22 protein-coding genes and 1 pseudogene are annotated in these 22,068 nt (G+C 35.7%); 15 read left to right on the top strand and 8 right to left on the bottom strand.

Features of this window, described 5'->3' with window-relative positions; translation table 11 throughout:
• Positions 1-186: 186 nt before the first annotated feature.
• Complete coding sequence (locus H9655_RS11540; protein ID WP_191814069.1) at positions 187-969, bottom strand: hypothetical protein; 783 nt, start codon at positions 967-969, stop codon at positions 187-189.
• Positions 970-1,098: 129 nt separating this feature from the next.
• On the opposite strand from H9655_RS11540, the gene pepF reads away from it, so the two are divergent.
• The gene (gene pepF / locus H9655_RS11535; RefSeq protein WP_191814067.1) at positions 1,099-2,889 is read left to right on the top strand and encodes an oligoendopeptidase F; all 1,791 of its coding nucleotides are present in this window, start codon (positions 1,099-1,101) and stop codon (positions 2,887-2,889) included.
• Between the two features lie 61 nt (positions 2,890-2,950).
• The gene (locus H9655_RS11530) at positions 2,951-4,069 is read left to right on the top strand and encodes an NAD(P)/FAD-dependent oxidoreductase (protein ID WP_191814065.1); all 1,119 of its coding nucleotides are present in this window, start codon (positions 2,951-2,953) and stop codon (positions 4,067-4,069) included.
• A gap of 69 nt (positions 4,070-4,138) precedes the next feature.
• Here the strand turns inward: H9655_RS11530 and H9655_RS11525 are convergent, their stop codons facing one another.
• Positions 4,139-4,963, bottom strand: a complete 825-nt coding sequence (locus H9655_RS11525) for an aldo/keto reductase (RefSeq protein WP_191814063.1) — start codon at positions 4,961-4,963, stop codon at positions 4,139-4,141.
• 181 nt (positions 4,964-5,144) lie between these two features.
• On the opposite strand from H9655_RS11525, the gene H9655_RS11520 reads away from it, so the two are divergent.
• Genes H9655_RS11520 through H9655_RS22425 form a run of 3 tightly spaced genes read left to right on the top strand, consistent with a single transcriptional unit; the run spans position 5,145 to position 6,860 of the window.
• Complete coding sequence (locus H9655_RS11520) at positions 5,145-5,825, top strand: NAD-dependent epimerase/dehydratase family protein (RefSeq protein ID WP_191814061.1); 681 nt, start codon at positions 5,145-5,147, stop codon at positions 5,823-5,825.
• Between the two features lie 29 nt (positions 5,826-5,854).
• Entirely contained in the window at positions 5,855-6,679 is an 825-nt protein-coding gene (locus H9655_RS11515; RefSeq protein WP_191814511.1) for a 2OG-Fe(II) oxygenase, read from the top strand.
• 40 nt (positions 6,680-6,719) lie between these two features.
• A complete protein-coding gene (locus H9655_RS22425) occupies positions 6,720-6,860 on the top strand; it encodes a hypothetical protein (RefSeq protein WP_225230594.1) in 141 nt (46 codons plus the stop codon).
• A gap of 8 nt (positions 6,861-6,868) precedes the next feature.
• Here the strand turns inward: H9655_RS22425 and H9655_RS11510 are convergent, their stop codons facing one another.
• The 3 genes from H9655_RS11510 to H9655_RS11500 all read right to left on the bottom strand — a co-directional run bounded on the left by H9655_RS11510 (position 6,869) and on the right by H9655_RS11500 (position 9,038).
• Positions 6,869-7,270 carry a VOC family protein gene (locus tag H9655_RS11510; protein WP_191814059.1) on the bottom strand — a complete coding sequence of 134 codons (402 nt, stop codon included), beginning with the start codon at positions 7,268-7,270 and terminating at the stop codon, positions 6,869-6,871.
• Positions 7,271-7,797: 527 nt separating this feature from the next.
• Positions 7,798-7,980, bottom strand: coding sequence for an SE1832 family protein (locus tag H9655_RS11505; RefSeq protein ID WP_191814057.1), 183 nt, complete (start codon positions 7,978-7,980; stop codon positions 7,798-7,800).
• Positions 7,981-8,282: 302 nt separating this feature from the next.
• Complete coding sequence (locus H9655_RS11500) at positions 8,283-9,038, bottom strand: TraR/DksA C4-type zinc finger protein (RefSeq protein WP_191814055.1); 756 nt, start codon at positions 9,036-9,038, stop codon at positions 8,283-8,285.
• 253 nt (positions 9,039-9,291) lie between these two features.
• On the opposite strand from H9655_RS11500, the gene H9655_RS11495 reads away from it, so the two are divergent.
• Positions 9,292-10,065: an arylamine N-acetyltransferase family protein gene (locus H9655_RS11495; protein WP_191814053.1), complete on the top strand. Its 774-nt coding sequence runs from the start codon at positions 9,292-9,294 to the stop codon at positions 10,063-10,065.
• A gap of 37 nt (positions 10,066-10,102) precedes the next feature.
• Here H9655_RS11495 and H9655_RS11490 read toward each other — a convergent pair whose 3' ends face one another.
• The gene (locus tag H9655_RS11490; RefSeq protein ID WP_318245477.1) at positions 10,103-10,399 is read right to left on the bottom strand and encodes a DUF1450 domain-containing protein; all 297 of its coding nucleotides are present in this window, start codon (positions 10,397-10,399) and stop codon (positions 10,103-10,105) included.
• Positions 10,400-10,474: 75 nt separating this feature from the next.
• Between H9655_RS11490 and murB the strand changes: the two genes are divergently transcribed.
• The 6 genes from murB (at position 10,475) to H9655_RS11460 (ending at position 17,236) form a co-directional block, all read left to right on the top strand.
• Positions 10,475-11,407, top strand: a complete 933-nt coding sequence (gene murB, locus H9655_RS11485; RefSeq protein WP_191814049.1) for a UDP-N-acetylmuramate dehydrogenase — start codon at positions 10,475-10,477, stop codon at positions 11,405-11,407.
• Complete coding sequence (locus H9655_RS11480) at positions 11,400-11,885, top strand: flavin reductase family protein (RefSeq protein WP_225230593.1); 486 nt, start codon at positions 11,400-11,402, stop codon at positions 11,883-11,885. Before murB ends, H9655_RS11480 begins: the two co-directional genes overlap by 8 nt.
• Before the next feature lie 101 nt (positions 11,886-11,986).
• Positions 11,987-12,781 carry an ABC transporter ATP-binding protein gene (locus H9655_RS11475; protein WP_191814048.1) on the top strand — a complete coding sequence of 265 codons (795 nt, stop codon included), beginning with the start codon at positions 11,987-11,989 and terminating at the stop codon, positions 12,779-12,781.
• Positions 12,782-13,179: 398 nt separating this feature from the next.
• Complete coding sequence (locus H9655_RS11470; protein ID WP_191814046.1) at positions 13,180-14,922, top strand: ABC transporter ATP-binding protein; 1,743 nt, start codon at positions 13,180-13,182, stop codon at positions 14,920-14,922.
• Entirely contained in the window at positions 14,919-16,655 is a 1,737-nt protein-coding gene (locus tag H9655_RS11465; protein WP_191814044.1) for an ABC transporter ATP-binding protein, read from the top strand. The genes H9655_RS11470 and H9655_RS11465 overlap by 4 nt, the downstream gene beginning before the upstream one ends.
• A 164-nt stretch (positions 16,656-16,819) precedes the next feature.
• A complete protein-coding gene (locus H9655_RS11460; protein WP_191814042.1) occupies positions 16,820-17,236 on the top strand; it encodes a hypothetical protein in 417 nt (138 codons plus the stop codon).
• A gap of 183 nt (positions 17,237-17,419) precedes the next feature.
• Here the strand turns inward: H9655_RS11460 and H9655_RS11455 are convergent, their stop codons facing one another.
• Positions 17,420-18,265 (bottom strand): AraC family transcriptional regulator, encoded by an 846-nt coding sequence (locus H9655_RS11455; protein ID WP_010731423.1) that lies wholly within the window; start codon positions 18,263-18,265, stop codon positions 17,420-17,422.
• A gap of 285 nt (positions 18,266-18,550) precedes the next feature.
• On the opposite strand from H9655_RS11455, the pseudogene H9655_RS11450 reads away from it, so the two are divergent.
• Positions 18,551-19,816, top strand: a pseudogene (locus tag H9655_RS11450) (DUF4158 domain-containing protein); the annotation flags it as partial.
• Between the two features lie 198 nt (positions 19,817-20,014).
• Positions 20,015-20,584, top strand: coding sequence for a cupin domain-containing protein (locus H9655_RS11445; RefSeq protein ID WP_223254522.1), 570 nt, complete (start codon positions 20,015-20,017; stop codon positions 20,582-20,584).
• Between the two features lie 171 nt (positions 20,585-20,755).
• Here H9655_RS11445 and H9655_RS11440 read toward each other — a convergent pair whose 3' ends face one another.
• Positions 20,756-21,196 carry an Lrp/AsnC family transcriptional regulator gene (locus tag H9655_RS11440; RefSeq protein ID WP_116354207.1) on the bottom strand — a complete coding sequence of 147 codons (441 nt, stop codon included), beginning with the start codon at positions 21,194-21,196 and terminating at the stop codon, positions 20,756-20,758.
• Between the two features lie 132 nt (positions 21,197-21,328).
• Here H9655_RS11440 and H9655_RS11435 point away from each other — a divergent pair, with 132 nt between their 5' ends.
• On the top strand, positions 21,329-21,742 hold the full coding sequence (locus H9655_RS11435; RefSeq protein ID WP_116354206.1) for a carboxymuconolactone decarboxylase family protein: 414 nt from the start codon (positions 21,329-21,331) through the stop codon (positions 21,740-21,742).
• The last annotated feature ends 326 nt before the right edge of the window (positions 21,743-22,068 follow it).

The raw sequence follows: 22,068 nt of genomic DNA, 5'->3' as shown, positions 1-22,068 counted from the left end.
CCTTAACCAAAAATGAAATTAGATTATGTAAGAGATTAGGTTCAAGCATGAGTTAAATGTACAAGCAGGAATGATTGATGAGAACTGATTCCATCATTTGTCGAATCAGTACAAAAAGGTTCTCTAGCTAACATTTGCATTCATTAGTAAAAAAAATAGAGTGAGGGAGTAGCCTCACTCTATTTGCTATTGTTTTTCAATTTTTGAAGGATTATTTATTTTGTAAGGAACGGCTTCTTCTACTTTATGCTCTTCATCGACATCGTCTTGGGCTTTTGGTAATTTCTTTTTAACGATTTTGCCGTTAAAGGAAAGTTTGTCCCCTATAGCTAATTCATGTTTTTTTAATGTTTTAGAGTGACTGCACCAAGCTAGTCCAATTGGTAACGGGTCGTCTTGATGAATGACAATCTCATCGAGCACAATGACTTCATCATGGTCTTCAGTGAAATGATTATAGCTTAGCGCAAATTGCTTCACAATTGCTGAGAAAGCCACTTTTTCTTCAGGAAGTTGGATTTTTTTGGCTGTTTCTTTTTTCTTTGTTTTCGTTTTTTTAGCTGTGGTTTTCGGCGGTGTTGGCGCTTGCTCTTTTGTTTTTTCGTCGGCCTGTTTTTCTTCGATTTGTGCGGTGTTCGGTTGACCAGCAGCATCAAAAGCTTCTTTACCAAAGTTACCTGCTTGCATTTCCTTTAAATAAGCGGGATGAATGCAACTTAGTTTTCCATCTTGGAACTTGATGACAATGGTGTAATGATCATCTTCCTCTCCGTATGTTTGATAGCCAACAATTTCTACTTTGCGTTGATGGGTTTTTTGTTTAAACCAAAACGCTTTCTTTGCAGGCAACTTCCATTCTTTTAACTTAGTTTCGTACTCTTCGTCAGATTCAAACTGTTGAATCTCACCTTGAGGTGGGAGATAATTAGTTTGATTCGCATCCTCGATATGAGGTAATGTAATAGCCATGATTGGATCTCCTTTCCTTTTTCCATTATTAATTATTATAAAAAGGTTTAAGAATGGCGAAATAGAATATATTTAGTTAATATAACGCATATGCGCAAAAAAATGAACTATTAAGGAGTGTTAAAAGAAATGACGACCTATTCTAGTCGAAAAGACATCCCAGTAGAAGAAACTTGGAATGTCGCTGATATTTATAGTGAGGATTCTCAGTGGCAAAAGGATTATGAATCCATCCAGTCATTAGCACGGGAGTTAGCAGGGTTCGAGGGGAAAATAAGTAATGGGCAAAGTTTATTTCAATTTCTGAAGAAACAGGAAGATTTATCTTATTTATTTGGTAAAGTCTATGCTTATGCGATGTTACAATCAGATGTCGATACAAGGGATAGTCATGCACAAAGTTTATTAGATCAATCGAAACAACTAAGTGTGAAAGTGAGTAGTGCAACTTCTTTCTTTATGCCGTTTTTACTTAGCTTAGATGAAACAACATTAAAAGCTTATATTAAAGAAGAAGAAGGCCTGCAATATTTTGAAGAAGACTTACTCGAATCGTTTCGTTATAAAGCGCACGTACTTTCAACTGAACAAGAAAGCTTATTATCACAACTAGGTGAATCGCTTTCTGCACCATCCAATACATATAATATGATTAATAATGCGGATATTGAGTTTGGTCTCGTAACAAATGATGATGGCGAAAAAGTAGAGCTTACTCGTGGAATGTATGCAAAGTTAATTGAAAGTGATGACCGACAAAAACGGAAAGAAGCGTATAAGGCGTATTATAAACCTTATGTACAACTTAAAAATACAATCGGCTCAACTTTATCAGCAGCGATTAAAAATAATGTTACAACCACAAGAATTAGGCAGTATCCTTCTGCATTAGAGAAAGCATTATTTGGTGATAATGTTCCGACAGAGGTTTACCATAATCTTATTCAGTCGACAAGAGACCATTTACAAACGATGCACAAATATACAGCCTTAAGGAAAGAGTTATTGCAGTTAGATGAATTAAGACAATATGATTTAAATGCTCAGCTGGTGAAAGATGTCGATATGAAGATTCCATATGAAGAGGCATTTGCGACGATGTGTAAAGCATTAGCACCGCTTGGGGAAGAGTATACTTCTACATTGCAATCGTTTAAAGAAAATCGTTATATTGATGTAAGAGAAACGAAAGGGAAACGCTCTGGTGCTTATAATATGGGCGTATATGGTGTACACCCTTATATTCTTTTAAATCATCGTGATGATCTTGATAGTATGTTTACACTTGCGCATGAATGTGGACATGGTGTTCATAGCAAATGGAGTGCCCAGCATCAGCCGCAAATTACGGCTGGCTACAGTATTTTTGTCGCTGAAGTTGCATCAACAGTAAATGAGGTACTTTTAATAAAATATTTACTTGATCACGAAACGAATGAAGACATTAAACGACATTTACTTAATCATTTTATTGATCAGTTTAAAGGTACTTTCTTTACACAAGTCATGTTCAGTGAATTTGAATGGAAGACGCATCAATTAGCAGAAGAAGGTAAAACATTAAATACAGAAGTGTTTAATGGCATTTATGAACAACTATTTAAAGATTATCATGGGGAAAGCCTTGTGTTAGATGAAGAGGTAAAATACGGTTGGTCAAGGATTCCGCATTTTTATCGCCCATTTTACGTTTATAAATATGCGACAGGTTATGCTTCAGCTATTCAATTAGCAACAAAGATTTATAATGGCGATGAGGAAACATTGAAAACTTACCTAGAGTTTCTAAAAAGCGGAAGTTCAGAATTTCCATTAGATTTATTAAAAAATACGGGCGTTGATTTAACGACCTCAAAACCGATTGACGAAGCGTTACAAACGTTTGAAGAGCTTGTGGAAGAGTTCGCACGCTTAAGCTAGTTCGATAAAAGACGGAAAGCATATTGCCTTTTCGTCTTTTATCCATGATGGAGGAAAAAATATGCAACAAATGATAGTGATTGGAGCAGGCATACTTGGAGCATCTACTGCTTACCATTTAGCGAAAGCAGGTTTTAAGGTGACGGTTATCGACCGGCAAGATGCTGGCCAAGCGACAGAAGCAGCCGCAGGTATTGTCTGTCCATGGTTGTCACAACGGCGAAACAAAGCGTGGTATCAGCTTGCTAAAGGGGGAGCAAAGTATTATCAACAATTAATCCCAGCACTTGAAGCAGAAACTGATCAAGACACCGGTTATAAAAAAGTAGGTGCGATTAGTTTACATCACGACGAAACAAAACTTGAAAAGATGATAGAACGAGCGTTAAAAAGGAGAGAAGATGCACCAGAAATAGAAGAAATTAAAAGTTATAATCAAGAAGAAACGAGAGGTGCTTTTCCGCCACTGTCGAATGATTTTCAATCTGTATATGTGAGTGGAGCGGCTAGAGTAGATGGGCGTAAACTTAGGAAGGCGCTGCTTAAAGCTGCTGAATTATATGGTGCAGATATGATTCATGGTGAAGCTGCTTTAGTGAATGATAGTGGTCAAATTGAAGGGGTAAAGGTGAATGGAGAGCTATTACATGCGGATAAAATCATCGTAACGGCTGGCGTTTGGGCGAAGGAATTATTAGAGCCAATAGGGCTCAATTTTCAAGTGAGCGCTCAAAAAGCACAAATTGCTCATCTTCACGTACCTGACGCAGATACATCTGAATGGTCCGTGGTGCAACCGCCAACAAATCATTATTTACTCTCTTTTGATGATGGTAAAGTCGTTGTTGGAGCGACACATGAGGATGAACATCAGTTTAATACGAATGTGACAGCGGGGGGCGTGCTTGAAGTTTTATCTAAAGCGTTGACTGTGGCACCGGGTTTACAAGCAGCAACTCTTATTGAAACAAAAGTAGGATTTAGGCCGTTTACACCAGGTTTTTTACCCGTTATAGGTCAAGTACCTGGATACGAGAAACTGTATGCTGCCAATGGGTTAGGGGCATCTGGATTAACATCTGGTCCGTATTTAGGTGCACAATTAGCAAAGCTTGTAAGTGGCGAAGAATTAGATATTGATTTAGCCCTATATAATATTGAAGACGCCTTTATGGAATAAAAAAAAGAGGGAGGTGCGAATATAAAAATATCTTAGCACTTACCTCTTTTATCTATTGATGAAAGAATATTAGCGAACATTCATGTCAGATGGATCTGGGCCTTTTCTTTCATTGCGATTAAGTTGATTAATGGTTGCCATTTGTTCTTGCGAAAGCTCAAAATCAAAGACATCGAAGTTTTCTTTGATTCTAGAAGGAGTGACTGACTTAGGAATAACAATTGTATCATTCTGCAAATGCCAACGAAGAACTACTTGGGCAGGGGTTTTCCCTACTGAGTCGGCAATTGCTTTAATTGAATCAAGTTGTAATACTTCCCCACCTTGTTGTAATGGACTCCATGCCTCCACATAAATATCATGTTTCTTACAAAATTCCTTTAATTCGTTTTGGGATAAATAGGGGTGACATTCGACTTGATTTAATACTGGTTTCACTGAACACTCATTTAATATACGTTCTAAATGTTCAATATGAAAGTTGCAGACGCCGATCGCCTTTACACGGCCATCATTGTATAATTTCTCTAATGCTTTATATGTATCTACATAAGTATCGAATTGTGGTGTTGGCCAATGAACCAAGTATAAATCAACATATTCTAATCCTAACTTTTCTAGACTTTCGTCAAATGCTTTTAATGTCTGTTCATATCCATGATCAGTATTCCAAACTTTTGTCGTAATGAAAAGATCATCTCTAGCAATACCAGCGTTTTTAATTGCTTTACCGACACCTTCTTCGTTTTGATAAATCATCGCTGTATCAATGGAACGGTAACCAACTTCAATGGCTGTTTGAACAGCAGCGGTTGCTTCCTCATTGTCCACTTGCCAAACACCAAAGCCAAGTTGGGGCATCTCTACTCCATTGTTTAAAGTAATTGTATTCATGTAGTACCTCCTTTAATGTTATGGTCATATTATGGCATATGATGTTATTTTTGCAAAAAGAAAAGCTTCGTGACTAGAAAAAAACAACAAATGCACAATAATTCAAACTTTTTGTTTTTATCTGTACCCGTTTCCATGTATCATAGAATGAAAGGAAAAAAAATAGAAGGATGATCTAAAGATGGGAAAGACTGCGCTGATAGCAGGTGCAACAGGCCTAGTCGGGCAAGAATTATTAAAAATATTACTCCAAGGTTCGTATGAGAAAGTGATTGCGGTTGTTAGAACACCGCTTCATATGAAACATGAAAAATTGATTGAATTAGTCATTGACTTTGATTATTTAGAAGAATATGCTGAGCATTTTTGTGTTGATCACATCTATTGCTGTTTAGGCACAACCATTAAAAAAGCAAAAACAAAAGAAAAAATGATAAAAGTAGATGTAGATTATCCTTATACGATGGCTAAATTAGCAAAAAATCATGATGTTGAACATTTTGTTATTATAAGTTCTATCAATGCAAATGCTCGTTCTAAATTGTTTTATCCGCGTATTAAGGGCTTACTAGAAGATAAACTAAAAACATTGTCATTACCTGCGTTATCGATTGTAAGGCCTTCATTGTTAATGGGAGAACGATTAGAAAAGCGTAGGGGAGAACTTGCCGGTAAAAAGCTGTATCAACTTTTGTCGCCATTATTGAATGATGAGAAAAAAATGAAGTATGCCATTGAAGCAAAGCATGTAGCACAAGCAATGAAATGTATCACTGAGATGGAGAAACAAGGGGTTTGTATTTATTCTTCAGAGCAGTTAATGAAGATTGTTCAGTCTCAACAAAACATATTGTCAAAATAGGGGAGGAGTTGACGTCTGTTTTGGAAAAAATGAAAACTATTTCAAATGAACTACAAGATTGGATTATTGATACATTAAAACAAGGAGTGAGTCCATTAGCGATTACGAATGGTCTCATTAAAAAAGGTTTCGATGCTAGGTTTGCCTATGAGACAATGTTTGAAATTGCGTTTGCCAGTTCAGAGATAAAAGGTGCTTCTGCTTATCATTATGAATCTGTCTATTTAAATGAACAACCCAATTCCATTGTGGTAGATAATCAAAAAGTGTTTGTACGCTCAAAATTTATCAAACCAGCGATTGTACAACTAGACGATGTATTATCAGATGAAGAATGTGATTTTCTCATTGCACGGGCGAAGAGTCGCCTCCAGCCATCTAAAGTCATAGACGCGAATTCTGGAGCAGAAAAAGCTGCTGCTGGTAGAACGAGTAAAGGGATGTACTTTAACCTTCAAGAAGATGATTTTATTGCTCGTATTGAAAAAAGAATCAGTTTGCTGACCTCTTATCCAATTGAAAATGGGGAAGGGTTGCAAGTATTGCATTATGAAGTCGGTGATGAATATAAATCTCACTTTGATTTTTTCCCGGATAACCGTGTAGACCTTCGGAATGGCGGCCAAAGAATAGCAACGATGCTTATCTATTTGAATGATGTTGAATCAGGCGGTGAAACCATATTTCCAAAGATTAATGCTTCATTTACCCCTAAGAAAGGGTCGGCTGTCTTTTTTCACTATGGTAATTCTCTAGGTGAAGTTGATCGTAAATCATTACATTCAAGTTTACCAGTACAAAAAGGAGAGAAGTGGGTGGCAACCAAATGGATTAGACAAAAGGCGATTTATTGAATAGAGGGTGATGATATAAATGTGGGTGCTGTTTTTTATCATGGTTTTTTTAATTAGTATGGCTTTTTGGATTGATAGAAAAAGGAGGCATCATAAATATTTGCCTCCCACTAATGTAAACAGGGGAGAAGATAAAAATGTGATGATGGGTGATAACAAGTATACAAATGGTGGAGAATGACGATGAAACTATGGTGCGGGTGCAACAATTTCCACCTTCATCCGGTCTGGGTCTTCAAAAAAAACAGCATAATGCCCTGAACCACCAGCGTATGGGTGCTTATCCTCATAGAGAATTGTAACTTGATTTTCTTTTAGTTTTTCTGTAATCACATCAACCTGTTCTCGTGACTGTGCATGAAAAGCTAAATGAATAAGGCCAACGCGACAGCGATGATAGGGAATGTCTAAATATTTCTCTTCCGCTTGAACAATGACTAAATAACTGTTCTCTATTTTCCAACTTTGACCGTGCTTCCATGTTTGAAAACGACTGTATCCCAGCTCTGATAGTAATGCATCCCAAAAAGCTACACTGCGAAAAAAATCCGACACATACAATTCAATATGGTGAATCATTCCTGTAGACATCGTTTTTGTTGCCTCCTTAACTTTCCTCATAATCATTTGATTCGCCAGAAATATTGTGACTTTCTGCTCATCTTCATCCACTTTTCGTTAGCTATATGACAACAAGAGCAACATCATTTCGTAAGTACGTTACGTTGTTTCTGTATTCATTACAGGATATTTTTTGTCTTTGTTAGAAAATCGATCAAATATGGTTCATCTGCTTTGGTAGGTTGAGGAAATAGTGCAGTGTAAACAGGGAGCCGGTTCGTAGTTAATCTCCAGGTTCAACCTCTGATAAAAATGTTATCTCAAGATATCCATCTGCGTTTTATTAGCAATATTTAATAAATTTGAAAAATAAGACTATTTTGATGATATTTTCTTTTCATGAATATTTTCATCTATCCAATATAATAGTGATAATTAGTGCAAGTTGTCTTTATCTACTCAAACACATCCCCCAAATAAAGTGAGGGAAGCCTTTATTATCAAATTAATGGAAACGGCGCATATACAACACGCCATTTCCCATTGCAGAAAGAGAATTATTTCTCAAGCTCAGCTTTTAAACGATTAAGTTTTTGTAGTTCTTCTTCAATTTCTTTCATTCGTAATTCTTGTTTCTCAACTGAACGGCCAAATGACTCTAATTTTTCGATATCATCTTGTAAACGCATATAGTCCATTTTTAGTTCTGTCAATTGGTTTTCAATTTCCCGTAATGTCATTTGTTCTCCCCACCTATGTATATAATCTTCTTTAGTTTAACGTATATCTCTAGTGGTTACTAGTTTAATGAGACATAATGAATGGGTTCATGCATATAGATGGAGTAAGGGAAACGTAAGTCTTTACTTCTTAGATAAAACGGAGGAATGAACTTCACCATCTATTGGAGGAGGATGATTCCAATCGAAGCCGATGTCTTGATTCAATTACTTGTGTTAATTGTCATGATAATCGATCTCGCCAAAGAAGAGAAGTAAAGCAGTGAATAATAAAAAGCGAGACGCCATTGTCTCGCTTTTTATTATTGCTCATCTTCTTGATTATCAACATAAGGTTCTTCTTCATATGCTTTTAAATCACCGAAAGTGGTCATGATTCCTTCTTCATCCAGTGCATCTTCATAAGCACGTAACTGTTTTGTGTCAAAAATTTGGATGTTTTTTCCGTCGATATCCGTGCCCACACTATTCTCGAACTCTTCTGTATAGCCAACGTTTTCACCGGAATTAAGATACATTTTATCATAATCTGTTGGGGCATCGTATAAATCTGACGGTCCATCTGAATTTCCCCATTTTGCAACAGATTGCCAGCTATCTTCTTCATCAAAACCATTATTATCATCATGCGGTACCTCGACATTGGCATTAATGACTTCCTCTTCTATGGGTCTGTATTCATTTAAGTTCTGCTGTTGACTATGTTCAATGCAAGTTGTCGCTGTTGGCATTGCCTCAAGTCGGTCAATGGGAATCTCTTTTTGACAAACTTGACACACTCCATAAGTTCCTTTTTCTATAGCAACAAGAGCTGCGCGAATTTCATCAACTTCATCTCGATAATGATCGTCTATCGCTAGGTCCTTTTCTCTTTCATATAATTCAGTCGCAGAATCGGCTGGATGATTATCGTAATTAGATAATTCGCCAGATAGACCGACATTATTTTGTTCTTCATGGAGTCCGAAATGGTGATTTTGCTCTATTTGTTTTTCATTTTCCTTCAAAGATTGTGTTAACAAATTCTTGAAATGATGTAGTTGTTCAGCAGATAACATAATGAAGTCCTCCTATCTTTGTTGCTTATATTGTCAGCGGTTTGTCTCTTTATTATGTAAGGTTTATTCAAAGTGATTGGTGTTCACGTAAGTGTTTTGGTTTTTGATGAGGGATGATTGTTTAGCTGTTAAATATTTCACAGTATTTGAAGAATAAGAAAGATACACTGTTAGCCAATTTTATGCAAATTCATTTATGAGATAAGCGAAGCGTGTTATATTAGAGTGAAGTTATACTAAAGGATGATGAACAATGACAGACTTGGCGATGAAGTTTAAAGAGAAAATTCATTTTCAAGAGAAGGTTACATTTAAAAATTTGGATGAAGTTTTAAGAAAAGCAACGAATGTCTTCCCGTTTGAAAACACGAGTATTATGGCGAGAAGTACAGCACCGATTACAAAAGAATTAATTGAAGAAACTTGTTTAAATAATGGGTTTGGTGGTGTTTGTTACCATTTGAACCCTTTGCTTTTTTATGTGTTAAAAGATGAGGGATTAGATGTAAAATTAGTAAGAGGGAATGTGTATGATCACAGTAATCAAACATGGTCTAAAACGGGGGACACGCATGTATTTATCATTCTCACTCACAAAAATAAACCATTTTTAGTAGACACAGGCTTTGGCAATAATTTACCTTTAAAAGCTGTACCGTTAGACGGTGAAGAAGTGAAATCAGCGAACGGTTTTTTTAGAATCACATACAATAACGATGAATATATTCTAAATATGAAAAAAAATGGTGTGCATGATTGGAAAACAGGATATAAATTCTCATTAGCAAACATTGTTCAATCAGAAGATGAATTAACAACAATACAAGACACTATTATTCATAGTGAATCATCACCTTTTAATAAGGGTTATCTATTCACATCAATTAGAGAATACGAAACGGTTACGCTGACAGAAAATTCCTATACCCTAAATGTAGGTGGAAATATAACGAAGAAAAAGGTAACAACAGCTGAATTTTTACAATTAGCTAAAGATCAATTCGGAATCACACTTAAAGACAAATAAAATCTGGAGCCTGTTATTAGGCTCCAGTGAAAATGAATTATGCGAACAATGCCAGTTCCTCTTCTATTTTTAAGCGAATATTTTCAATACATTCCGGCAAGTCTTTTCCAAATATCCTTTGTCCGTTTACGAGCGCATATGGTCTCATTTTGCAAAGACCACATAAGTTTTGACAATCATAGCTCATAACAGCTACTTCGGGGTATTTTTCTAATAAAGCTTGCAGCGCTTCTTCTGACAAGAGGTTCATGTCGCAAATTTCTAGTAATATTAAACCCATAGTCATCACACTTTCTTTCGTCTCACAAAGTACTAGATAAATACATGATTTCATGTTATTTTATTTTTATACCTTTCAGTATAAAAATGCATTGACTTTTTGTAAAGCATAACAGATTGGAGTAAAAAAATGAACATCAAAGAAACATTACGTCAGCTATTAACGAATAGTGATATCTATCATCAAGAGCCGATGTCTAAACATACATATATACAGGTTGGTGGTGAGGCGGAAATTTTCGTGCAGCCAAGCAATACTGTAGACGCACAAAAGGTTGTAAAATTTGCCTACGATAAAAAGATTCCTCTAACCTTACTTGGGAAAGGAGCAAATGTCATTATTAGTGATCATGGTTTACCTGGTATTGTGTTAAACCTCGATCATTTTAACGATATTTCTGTTGAAGGTGAACAAATAAAGGCAGGAAGTGGCGCTGAAATTATTCATGTTTCTCGTACAGCTTATGAACACGGTCTTGAGGGGTTAGCATTCTCATGTGGGATACCAGGAAGTGTTGGCGGTGCTGTATTTATGAATGCAGGGGCATACGGTGGTGAAATCTCGAATGTATTAACAAAGGTCATTGCTTTAAATATGGAAGGGGAGTTATTAACTTTAACATCAGAAGACTTTGATTTTGCTTACCGTACAAGTGCATTTGCTAAGAAAAAGCTAATTGTTCTAGAAGCGACATTCACGTTACAAAAGGGAAATAAAGAAGACATAAAAGCAAAGATGGATGAATTTACCTTTGCGAGAGAATCGAAGCAACCATTAGAGTATCCTTCTTGTGGTAGTGTCTTTAAACGACCTCCAGGATACTTCGCCGGGAAGTTGATTCAAGATAGCGGTTTACAAGGGTTAACGGTCGGTGGCGCGCAAGTGTCTACAAAACACGCAGGTTTTATGGTGAATAAGAATAAAGCGACTGCTAGTGATTATATTCAGCTCATTCATCTTGTACAAGAAAAAGTCTTTGCCAATTTTGGTGTAAAGTTAGAAAGAGAAGTACAAATTTTAGGGGGTTATGAGGAGAATGAAAGGGGAAAGAATCATGAGTAAAACAGATTTATTTAAAGAAGTCATGGGTAATTACCCTACTGGTGTCACGGTTGTCACAATGATGGACGAAGAAGGCACACCTATCGGTTTAACGGTTAATTCATTCGCTTCTGTTTCATTAGATCCAATGTTATTATTGTGGTCAATTGATAAAAGAGTATCTTCTTATGAAAAGTTCACGCAAACGAAAAAATTTGCTGTTCATGTATTAGCTCATGACCAAGCAGAAGTTTGTTCATTATTTGCTTCAAAAGGTCTTGATCGTTTTAAAAATACGGATTGGTCCGAATCAGTCAATGGTTTACCAATTATTGCTGATTGCGCTGGTGTATTTCAATGTGAAATGCATGACACCATTGAAGCTGGCGACCACAGTATATTAGTTGGAAAAGTGATTGATATTGAAAGCAATAAAAAAGAACCGTTATTATATCATAAGCGTAAATTCGCAGGTATCCCTAACAGTTTTTATGAGTGAAATAGATAATTTACATGAGCAGGACGGGCAAAAGCTATAAGCGCCGTTCTGTTTTTTTATTATAAAAATATCACAATTTTTAGTTTTGCGGGAGGGTAAGGATGGATACAGTGCTTCAAATAGAAAATGTCTACTGGTCAAGAAATCAGGAGCTCATCTTAAAAAATATGAATTGGCAAGTAAATAAAGGGGATCATTGGGCAGTGCTTGGTTTAAATGGATCTGGAAAAACCACATTATTAAATATGGTTATGGGCTATATATGGCCAACCAGTGGAAACATTTCAGTACTGGGTCATACATATGGTAAAGTCGATTTACAGCTAGTAAGGCAATCCATTGGATGGGTATCATCTTCTTTTCAAGAGAAAATTCGCCCATATGAGCGGGTACAAGATATTATTATTAGTGGAAAATATGCTTCTATCGGACTTTATGAAGAACCATCAACCGATGATGTTAAAGAGGCAAATGAATGGTTAGAGCAATTTCATCTAACCCATTTGCAGCATGACATTTACCAAACTTGCTCCCAAGGAGAGAAACAAAAAATATTAATCGCTCGCTCCCTAATGGCCCATCCGCAATTGCTCATTCTTGACGAACCAACAACGGGATTAGATTTTGTTTCTCGTGAACAGTTGCTAGATTCAATTGCTCGTATCTCAAAATCAAAAGAAGCACCGACCATTATTTTTGTGACCCATCATATCGAAGAAATTATTTCTATTTTTAATAAATCTCTATTAATTAAAGAAGGTACGGTATTTAAAAGTGGGCATACATCCGAGTTGCTTACGAGTGAAACTTTATCTGATTTTTTTGATATGGCGGTTGAAGTAGACAGGCATTCAAACAGAATGTCATTAAAAAAACATATTGACATAAATATGTAAATAGTGGTAATATTCAAAAGACGCTATTTACAAATGAGAGGAGGTAAGGACGATGAAAGCAAGAGTGAAGGCATTCATGAAAACAAATACATATCCGTCCTTACCTTTTTTTCGATAATGCTTTATGTTTTTTAATGAATGGAGGTATGGCAACACGTTCATACCTTAGAAGAGAAATGCGGCCTCTTTTGGGGTCGCATTTTCTTTTTTAAAAGGAAGATAAACGAAGACTTGCTTTTAAAAATTGCGCGCAAGTCACGTTTTTCTAATAGATAGTTGCATAAAGATAAGGGGATGTTAAAGATGAACAGAAAGCAAAGAATATTACTATTAAAAAACCAGCGTATAGGTTGTGGGTAGAGAAATTAGTCAGCAAGAGAGGAAAGGTTGTGTAATAAATGTTTGATGTGTTAAAGAAACTCGCTTGGTTTTTCAAAAAATACAAAAAGCAATACGGTATCGCTATTCTATTATTGATGTTAGCTACTGTATTAGAAATTATTCCACCGTACTTAATTGGGGTCATTATTGATTATATTACAGAAGGTGAAATGACACGTGAGTTATTAATTCAGTATGTAGCCGTTTTCTTAGGTATTATTATTTTAAGCTATATGTTAAATTTCTTTTGGCAATACGGTCTATTCGAAGGTTCCGTCAACTTGCAACGGTTAATGCGGAGGAAATTAATGAGCCAATTTCTGCGCATGACACCGACTTTTTATGAAAAAAATCGCACAGGAGATCTTATGGCTAGGGCGACTAATGATTTGAATGCCGTTTCATTAACAGCGGGGTTTGGCATTATGACATTGATTGACTCCACTTTCTTTCTCGGTGGTATTATCTTAGCGATGGGCTTCATGATCTCATGGGAACTTACTTTTTTCGCCATGTTACCTGTCCCGGTTATGGCAATATTAATTCAATATTACGGCAAGCTTGTCCATGAAAGGTATATGAGAGCACAAGATGCTTTTGGCGAGATGAATGATAGTGTTTTAGAATCTGTCTCTGGTGTTAGAGTTATTCGTGCTTATGTGCAAGAGAAGGCAGATGAAAAACGATTTGCTGATATGAGTGAAGATGTTTATGAGAAAAATATGCATACCGCAAAAATAAATGCTTTATTTAACCCAATCACCACAATTGGAACAGGCATTAGTTATATCGTCGCCCTCGGTTATGGATCAGTATTAGTGGCAAATGGAGACTTATCTGTTGGGCAATTAGTTACCTTTAATGTTTACTTAGGATTAGCGGTTTGGCCGATCTTTGCCATTGGTGAGTTAATCAATGTCATGCAACAAGGGAACGCGTCTTTAGATAGGGTGCAAGAGACATTGAATTATGAAGCGGATATCGTGCCGCCAACAAAACCTTTTGCAGTTGATAAGCCCCATACTTTACAATTTCAAGACTTAACCTTTCAATACCCTACGAGTAAAGTCGTTAACCTCGCAAATATTAATTTAAGCTTAAGCAGTGGGGAAACGTTAGGGATTGTTGGGAAAACAGGTGCAGGGAAAACGACCTTCATTCGCCAATTATTGAGGGAGTATCCTTTAGGAGAAGGTGGAATATCAATTGATGATATCGATCTCTCCCAACAGACGAAAGAGCAAGTATTAGATTGGATTGGCTATGTACCGCAAAGTCATGTGCTGTTTTCTCGAACTATTAAAGAAAATATTTTATTCGGTAAAGAAGATGCCACAGACGAAGAAATAGAAAAAGCGATTGATTTGGCTGCTTTTACAAAAGATTTAGCTTATCTTCCACTCGGTTTAAATACGCTAGTAGGGGAAAAAGGTGTTTCTTTATCAGGGGGACAAAAGCAGCGGGTATCGATTGCGCGGGCGTTAATTAAAGATCCTGATATATTAATATTGGATGATTCTTTATCAGCTGTTGATGCAAAAACAGAGGCTGCAATTATTAGCAATATCCAAAACGAAAGAGCGGGAAAAACGACAATCATTACAACCCACCGTCTATCAGGTATTCAACACGCCGATCAAATTATTGTTTTAGATAATGGGGTAATTACACAAGTAGGTACACATGATGATTTAATTCATGAAGATGGTTGGTATAAAGAGCAGTATGTACGCCAACAGCTAGAGGGGGCGAATACATGAGCACAGGCAAACAATTATTATCGTATGCGCTAAGGTTTAAAGGCACCATTTTGCTCGGGTTGTTATTCCTATCAATTGCGGTGTTCACTGACCTAGCCGGCCCTTTTATCGCTAAACATATCATTGATAATCATATGACAGTCGGCCAATTTGACTTTACACCAATTCTATATTTACTCATCCTATATTTCTCGTTATCAATTTGTACGGCTATTTTCCGTTATTTTATGTATTTACAATTACAAAAGGGTTCGAATAGAATTATTCAAGCATTAAGAAAAGATGTATTCAAGCATATTCAAACATTACCAATCGGTTTCTTTGATCAATTACCATCTGGTAAAATCGTTGCGAGAGTGACAAATGATACAGAGGCAATAAGAAACTTATTTGTTCAAGTACTTTCGAGTTTTGCAACAAGTGCCATTTCTATAACAGGAGTCTATATTGCCTTGTTCATATTGAACTGGAAAATGGCTTTAATCGCACTCGTTATGATACCAATCGTTTATATTTGGATGATTGTATATAGAAGGTATGCTTCACAGTATAATGACGTTATTCGCACAAAAATCGCTGATATTAATGCAATGATTAATGAATCAATTCAAGGAATGACCATTATCCAAGCTTTCCGTCGAGAAAAACAAATGACGAAAGAGTTTGATAATATGAATGAAGAACATTATCAGTATGAGAGAAAGCTGATTATTCTTGATTCTGCTACTTCTCATAACCTTGTAAATACGTTAAGGCTACTGTTATTTACATGTTTTATCATTTATTTTGGTACACAATCGTTTAGTGGTACACAAATAGTGACAGCTGGAACACTCTATGCGTTTGTTGACTATTTAACAAGACTATTCAATCCGATTACAAATATTGTTAATCAATTTTCGCAAATGGAACGTTCACTCGTTGCCGGTAATCGTGTATTTGAAGTCTTAGCACTAAAAGGTGAGAAGGTATCTAATGAAAAGATACCAAAATATAAAGGGCATGTGGTGTTTGATCAAGTATCCTTCGCATATAAAGAGCCTGATTTTGTTTTAAAAGATATTTCATTCCAAGCAAAAAAGGGAGAAACGATTGCGCTCGTTGGTCATACAGGTTCAGGAAAAAGCTCGATTATGAATTTATTATTTCGCTTTTATGATCCAACAATCGGGAAAATTTATATTGATGGGATGGATATTACGACAATACCGCGACAAACCATTCGTGAACATATGGGGATTGTTTTACAAGACCCGTACCTTTTTACCGGGACAATTGCTTCGAATGTAAGTTTAAATCAACCTAATATTACAAGAGAAAAAGTGGAGCATGCGATTCAGTCAGTTGGTGCCGATCGTGTGTTATCACATTTGGAAAAAGGGATAGATGAACCGGTGATTGAAAAAGGAAGTACTTTATCTTCCGGTCAAAGACAATTAATCTCGTTTGCGCGTGCGCTTGCTTTTGATCCAGCGATTTTAATCCTCGATGAAGCGACATCCAATATCGATACAGAAACAGAAGAAATTATTCAAAACGCGATGAATGTATTAAAACAAGGAAGAACAACTTTTATCATCGCTCATCGACTGTCTACGATTAAAAACGCTGATCGCATTTTGGTTCTAGATAAAGGTGAAATCAAAGAACAAGGCAGTCATGAAGAGCTCATTGCAGCTGGTGGGATATACGAACAAATGTACGAAATGCAAGCAAAATCATTACAAGCATAAGAACAAAAAAACCAATCTGAGTTTACATCTTAGATTGGTTTTTTTGTTTAACTAATAATTCAAATGAACTATGTTCCAAATATTCAATAGTAATTAAAATAATAAATACACATTTAAGAGTAAAAAAAATCTTGATGGAAAAGTTAATAAAAGAGGTGATTATTATGAAAAAAACGATGTTCTTACTTTCTTTCGCACTATTATTATCCTTTGCTTCAACAACTGCTGCTGAAGGACTTCCTCAAGTGGAATTGTTTGATGTAGAAGTCAACGACGTTGTAAAAAAACGAACCCCAAATGAACAAATACAAAAAGAAGCAACATCCATTCTACAATCAATCAATGGAATCTATGTGAAAATTAATCCTATGCCGAAAGACGGCTATATGGTTCGGATTCCGTTGGCACCATCACTGACTGTGAAAAACAAATGGTTTAATGATTTTATCAACGAAATGGTATTAATTATTCCTGAAGAAGAAGAGCCTTATATCATGTTATTAGATGACGAAAATCATCCCCACTTTCTCATTGCCCAACGAGATTTCTATCAAATAGTAACACTTATTTTAGGAGAATAAAAAGACTTAATCGTTGATGAATAATAACCTGACAAGACTAAAAGGGGTAGCGTCAGGAAAATGCGGATTTACAACGATAAGGAATTTCCAATATAAAAAGCCTGATTTCCCATCACCTAAATTGAGAAATTAGGCTCTTTTTTCGTTACTCCATAAACAGCATTCTATTACTGAATATGTAATTTACTTCGGGATAACAGGGACCCAGAGTTCGTGTCTTGGTTTATGCTTCGGACCGTAATAACATTCTATACACGGTAAATTTGCAAGTTCATACTCGGAGGTAGGGACCCACTCGGAATATAAACGTTTCCATGCATCCACTATGTTCGGAAAAACTGCCCATGTACTTGCGGGAATAATAAGCGTCTCCATATTTTCTGGGGATTCCCCATCGTATCTTACGCCCATGAAATAGGAAAATTGTTCATCTGTTATGGCAGCTTCTTTTCCGCAAACCCCCAGAAGGCTTTCAAGCGTGCATTTTGGATTTTCCCATGACATATCTACTAGTTCTTGCATAAATCCATCTTTTTTCGCAGTGTTCCAAAGCGTAGGGATTGTTTTAAATGCTCTGCTTGTTTTTACTGGCTTACTTTTTCCAACAATTCTTAATTCAAAATCAAGGTTTTCAATTCTGTACTCCATCTCGGTATCTCCTTTAATAGAAATTTGAAAGGAAATTCTGGGAAAGGCTTTTAACTGTACCCCTCTATTACGAGCATTGGAAGGGGTTACTCCATGCATTTTTTGAAAAGCACGTGAGAAAGTATCAGAAGAAACATAACCATATTTAATTGCCACATCAATGATCCGAATATCACTTTTTTGAATTTCAAATGCTGCGAGTGTTAACCGTCTACGTCTAATATATTCTGATAGCGATATACCTGAGATTGAAGAGAACATTCTTGAAAAATGAAACTCAGAACAATTAGCTGCTTTTGCAATCTCTTTGTAGTCTATTTCTTCATTCAAGCTATTTTCAATGTAGTTTAACGCATTGTTCATTCTTTCTAGCCAATCCATAAGTTTACTCCCTTTCAATATTTACTTTAAAACAAAATAGATAATAATTGCCGACATTTCATGCCTAAAAATGTTGGTATCAAAAAATAAACCTTTTGATAGAATCAGGACAAACTATTTGTTTCCTTCCGATAGGCTTAGTGACAGGGTAGCTGCTCTAGTCCGCAAGATTATTTCCAATAAAAGTAAAGTTGTTTTTTGATAATTTCGATAAGTATTGTTGATAGCTCACTATGTCGAAATTTATACTGTTTATAAAATGACATAGTGAGAAGAGGGAAACCATTGAAGAGAAATTGGAATCAAAATGAACTCGATGAACATTTTAGTTTATTGCCAAATGAAAATCACTTAGTGCTAAGTAAGAAAACAAGCGCAAACCGTTTAGGGTTTGCTGTCCTTCTTAAATATTTCCAACAGGAAGCACAGTTTCCTAACAAGAAGCAAGATGTGCCCAAAGAAGTTGTCCAACATGTAGCTGATCAAGTAGATGCTTCGGTAGAGGACTTTTTTGACAACTATGGTTGGGGTGGAAAAGAAAGAAGTTATACGGAACATCGAAAGGCAATACGTAACCTTTTTGGATTTCGAGAACTTACTGCAAACGACAAACATCTCTTCGCAGAGTGGTTAGGAGAACAGGTTCAGTTTACACATGATACCGACTACTTGAAAAATCAAGCATACAGTTTCTTTCGTACGTGGAAAGTTGAACCTCCTTCATTAGGAAGTTTGAAGCGAATGATTGAATCTGCTATCGATCATTTTGAAAAGAATTTATATAAAATGACCTATCAACAACTTTCTCCTAAGACCTGTTCACGATTAGATGCCTTTCTTGAATCACACTCTGATGAAGGGTCCGATGGTTATTTCGAAGCTAAAATTCCTGATGAAGAAAACAACGACATTTTAACCTTTCGCCAGTTGCTATCCTCTCCAGGCAAACCAAGTGTAAGTACGATGGAAATGGAAATCAAAAAACTATTAGCCATTCAACATCTTCAAATCCCTGATGGTTTATGTAAACAGATGTCTCCTAAACTAGTAAAAAAATATCGACTACGTGCAGCTACCGAAACCGTAACGGAATTGCGTGCTCACCCTGCACCTATACGCTATACCCTTCTTGCCATTTTATTTTCGCATCGTCATGAGGAAGTCATTGATTATTTAGCTGATTTATTGGATGAAATTGCGCTAAAATTCGGAAATAAGGCCAAAAATACAACCCGAAAAGAAGCAGTAGAAGAATTAGAAAGAGTCCAAGGGAAAAATAAACATATTGTCAATTTATTAAAAGCGACCGTAGATAACCCAGAAGGGGTCATTCAAGATACTCTATTCCCTATTGTTAGCTCTGATATGATTCGGGATATTATTAAGGACATGACAAAAAATAACCGGGAATACAAAGAAAAAATCTATACGAAAATGCACGCTTCTTACCAAGGTCATTATCGAAAGTCCCTTTCTAAAATTTTAAACAACCTTACTTTTCGCTCAAATAATCAAGTTCATCAGCCGATTATCGAGGCTATCCAACTAATGTTGATTTAAAATAAAGTCTGCTAATTTGTAAAAAAGTTCGATAATTTATAATAAAGTTTGATTAAAATTCCTGTATCAATGCAGGAATTTTTCATTCCGCAATCGGGCCAGATAACGGAATAAGAATTAGCAATGAACTTCTAAATCCGCGGGACATATGATGGGTTTATAATCATATATCTTTGGAGGTATGTTTTAATGAATAACCCTTTTTATATGTATCCTTATTATTCGAACACTTATTATAGTAATGGGCAAATGTGTAATCATGATAATATGTTTGGTCTTGGCTATGGAAATATGTCATATGCTAGGCGCTATGCAAATCAATATTGGTCATATCCAAACACTCAGGGATATACTAGTTCCATATTAAATGACCATGGAAAAGAACCTTTTGTAATAAATATCAATCAGGCTGCTAAACAAAATAATACCTATCGAGATACTATATGGACCGGAAGTCATTTGCAGGTGACCTTAATGAGTATTGACGTTGGAGATGATATAGGGTTGGAAATTCACCCTAAGGTTGATCAATTTCTACGAATTGAGGAAGGTCAAGGACTTGTTCAGATGGGTAAGAGTAAAGATAACCTGAATTTTGTAAGAAATGCGGGTGATGATTTTGCCATTATAGTACCTGCCAATACTTGGCATAATGTAACCAATACAGGTAATATACCGTTAAAGCTTTATTCAATTTATGCACCACCTAATCATCCTTTTGGTACTGTTCATAGAACAAAGGCAGATGCCGAAGGTTAGAAATCTATAGTCTTCTGGAATCGGGCGCAATTATTGAATAAGGTTATACCAGAATCGGGCCATTTTGTGGAATAAGCAGGAACTCGTTCAAGAATTTCCATTATTATTTAAGCATGCTATTTCAATTAACTGTCTGGTAAATAAAGAGTATTGCTTTTGACTGAAAACTTATCAATCCATATTAATTTTTAAATATGTTGAAACTTGTGAAAAAATAAAATGTGTTACAGTATGTGCGATTGGATTTACTTCATCAATAAACTTTTCTGTTTTATCGAACGTTTCAAATTGCATTTTAAGCATATAACACGCACTTCCTGCTATTCGATAACAGAATTCGACGTTTGGAAGTTTCTCAATATAATTTTTAAAAGATTTATAGTCACCATTTTTAACTGTTGCTTCAATTATGCATTGGATTGGTAAACCTAATTTTTCATAATTCACTTCTAAAGTATATTTTTTTATAACTCCAAATGATTCCATTTGCCTTACCCGTTCTGTTACTGATGGGGAGGACAGATTCACCCTTCTCCCAAGCTCGCTCATTGATAGACGGCTGTTATTAAGTAGTTCATCTAAAATTTTTTTATCAATATCATCTATTTTCATTTTTAAAGTCTATCCCCAATAATCGTTAATTTTATAAAAGATTAATTTGATAATCGTTATAAATTTAATTTGTTTTAGTGATTTTATTTTTTATAATTAATTTGTAATTAAATATAACAGGGAGGTACCTATATGGCAAGGATTGTTGGATCTAATTTCGGGGAAACACATTTTCAGAGACTATTGGGGCATAATAAAGAAGTAATGGAAGGATGGAATCAGTTAGGAAATGTGTTAGAAAAAGATGGACTACTAACATCTGAATTAAAGGAACAAGTAAGGAGAACATTAGCCCAAAGTAACGGATGTGAGTATTGTAAGGCGAAAGGAAAACCTGATCCAGATAAGTTTAATGAAAAAACTTCTATTGCAGTAGGATTTGCAGAAGTCTTTTTAAAACAAAAGGGTGACATAGCTGATTCATCTTTTGATATTTTAAAAGAATATTTCACTGAAGAGGAAATAAGTGAATTATGTGCATTTATCTCTTTTACAACTGCTTCACAATATTTTGGTGCAATGATGAAATTAGAACCTTTAAATTAATATTCTATTCATTCCATTATCGGGCGCGATTGTTGAGCAACACAGGTAGAAAATGATCAAACTTTTTTATAAAAACCAAACTTAAATCTGCTAAAGAAGAATCCTTTTTGATTAATCTTTTTTTCAAATGGATTCTTCTTATTTATCGTAAAATAAGGATTTGCGAGATCTTTTTGCTCAAACTTTATTTCAAAGCTACAACTAATTCGAGAGTATGGGGAAAGTGGGCAGCGTTATTTTGCTGCTGGTGATGAAGTTCCCATTGAAGGTGTAATTCAGCCGAAATGGAAAGACGTTATTGTTGAGACAGACAGCAAAGGGATAGA

Source organism: Cytobacillus stercorigallinarum (genome assembly GCF_014836495.1).
GTDB classification, from domain to species: Bacteria; Bacillota; Bacilli; order Bacillales; family Cytobacillaceae; genus Cytobacillus; species Cytobacillus stercorigallinarum.
This window is presented reverse-complemented; position numbering and strand designations above follow the sequence as displayed.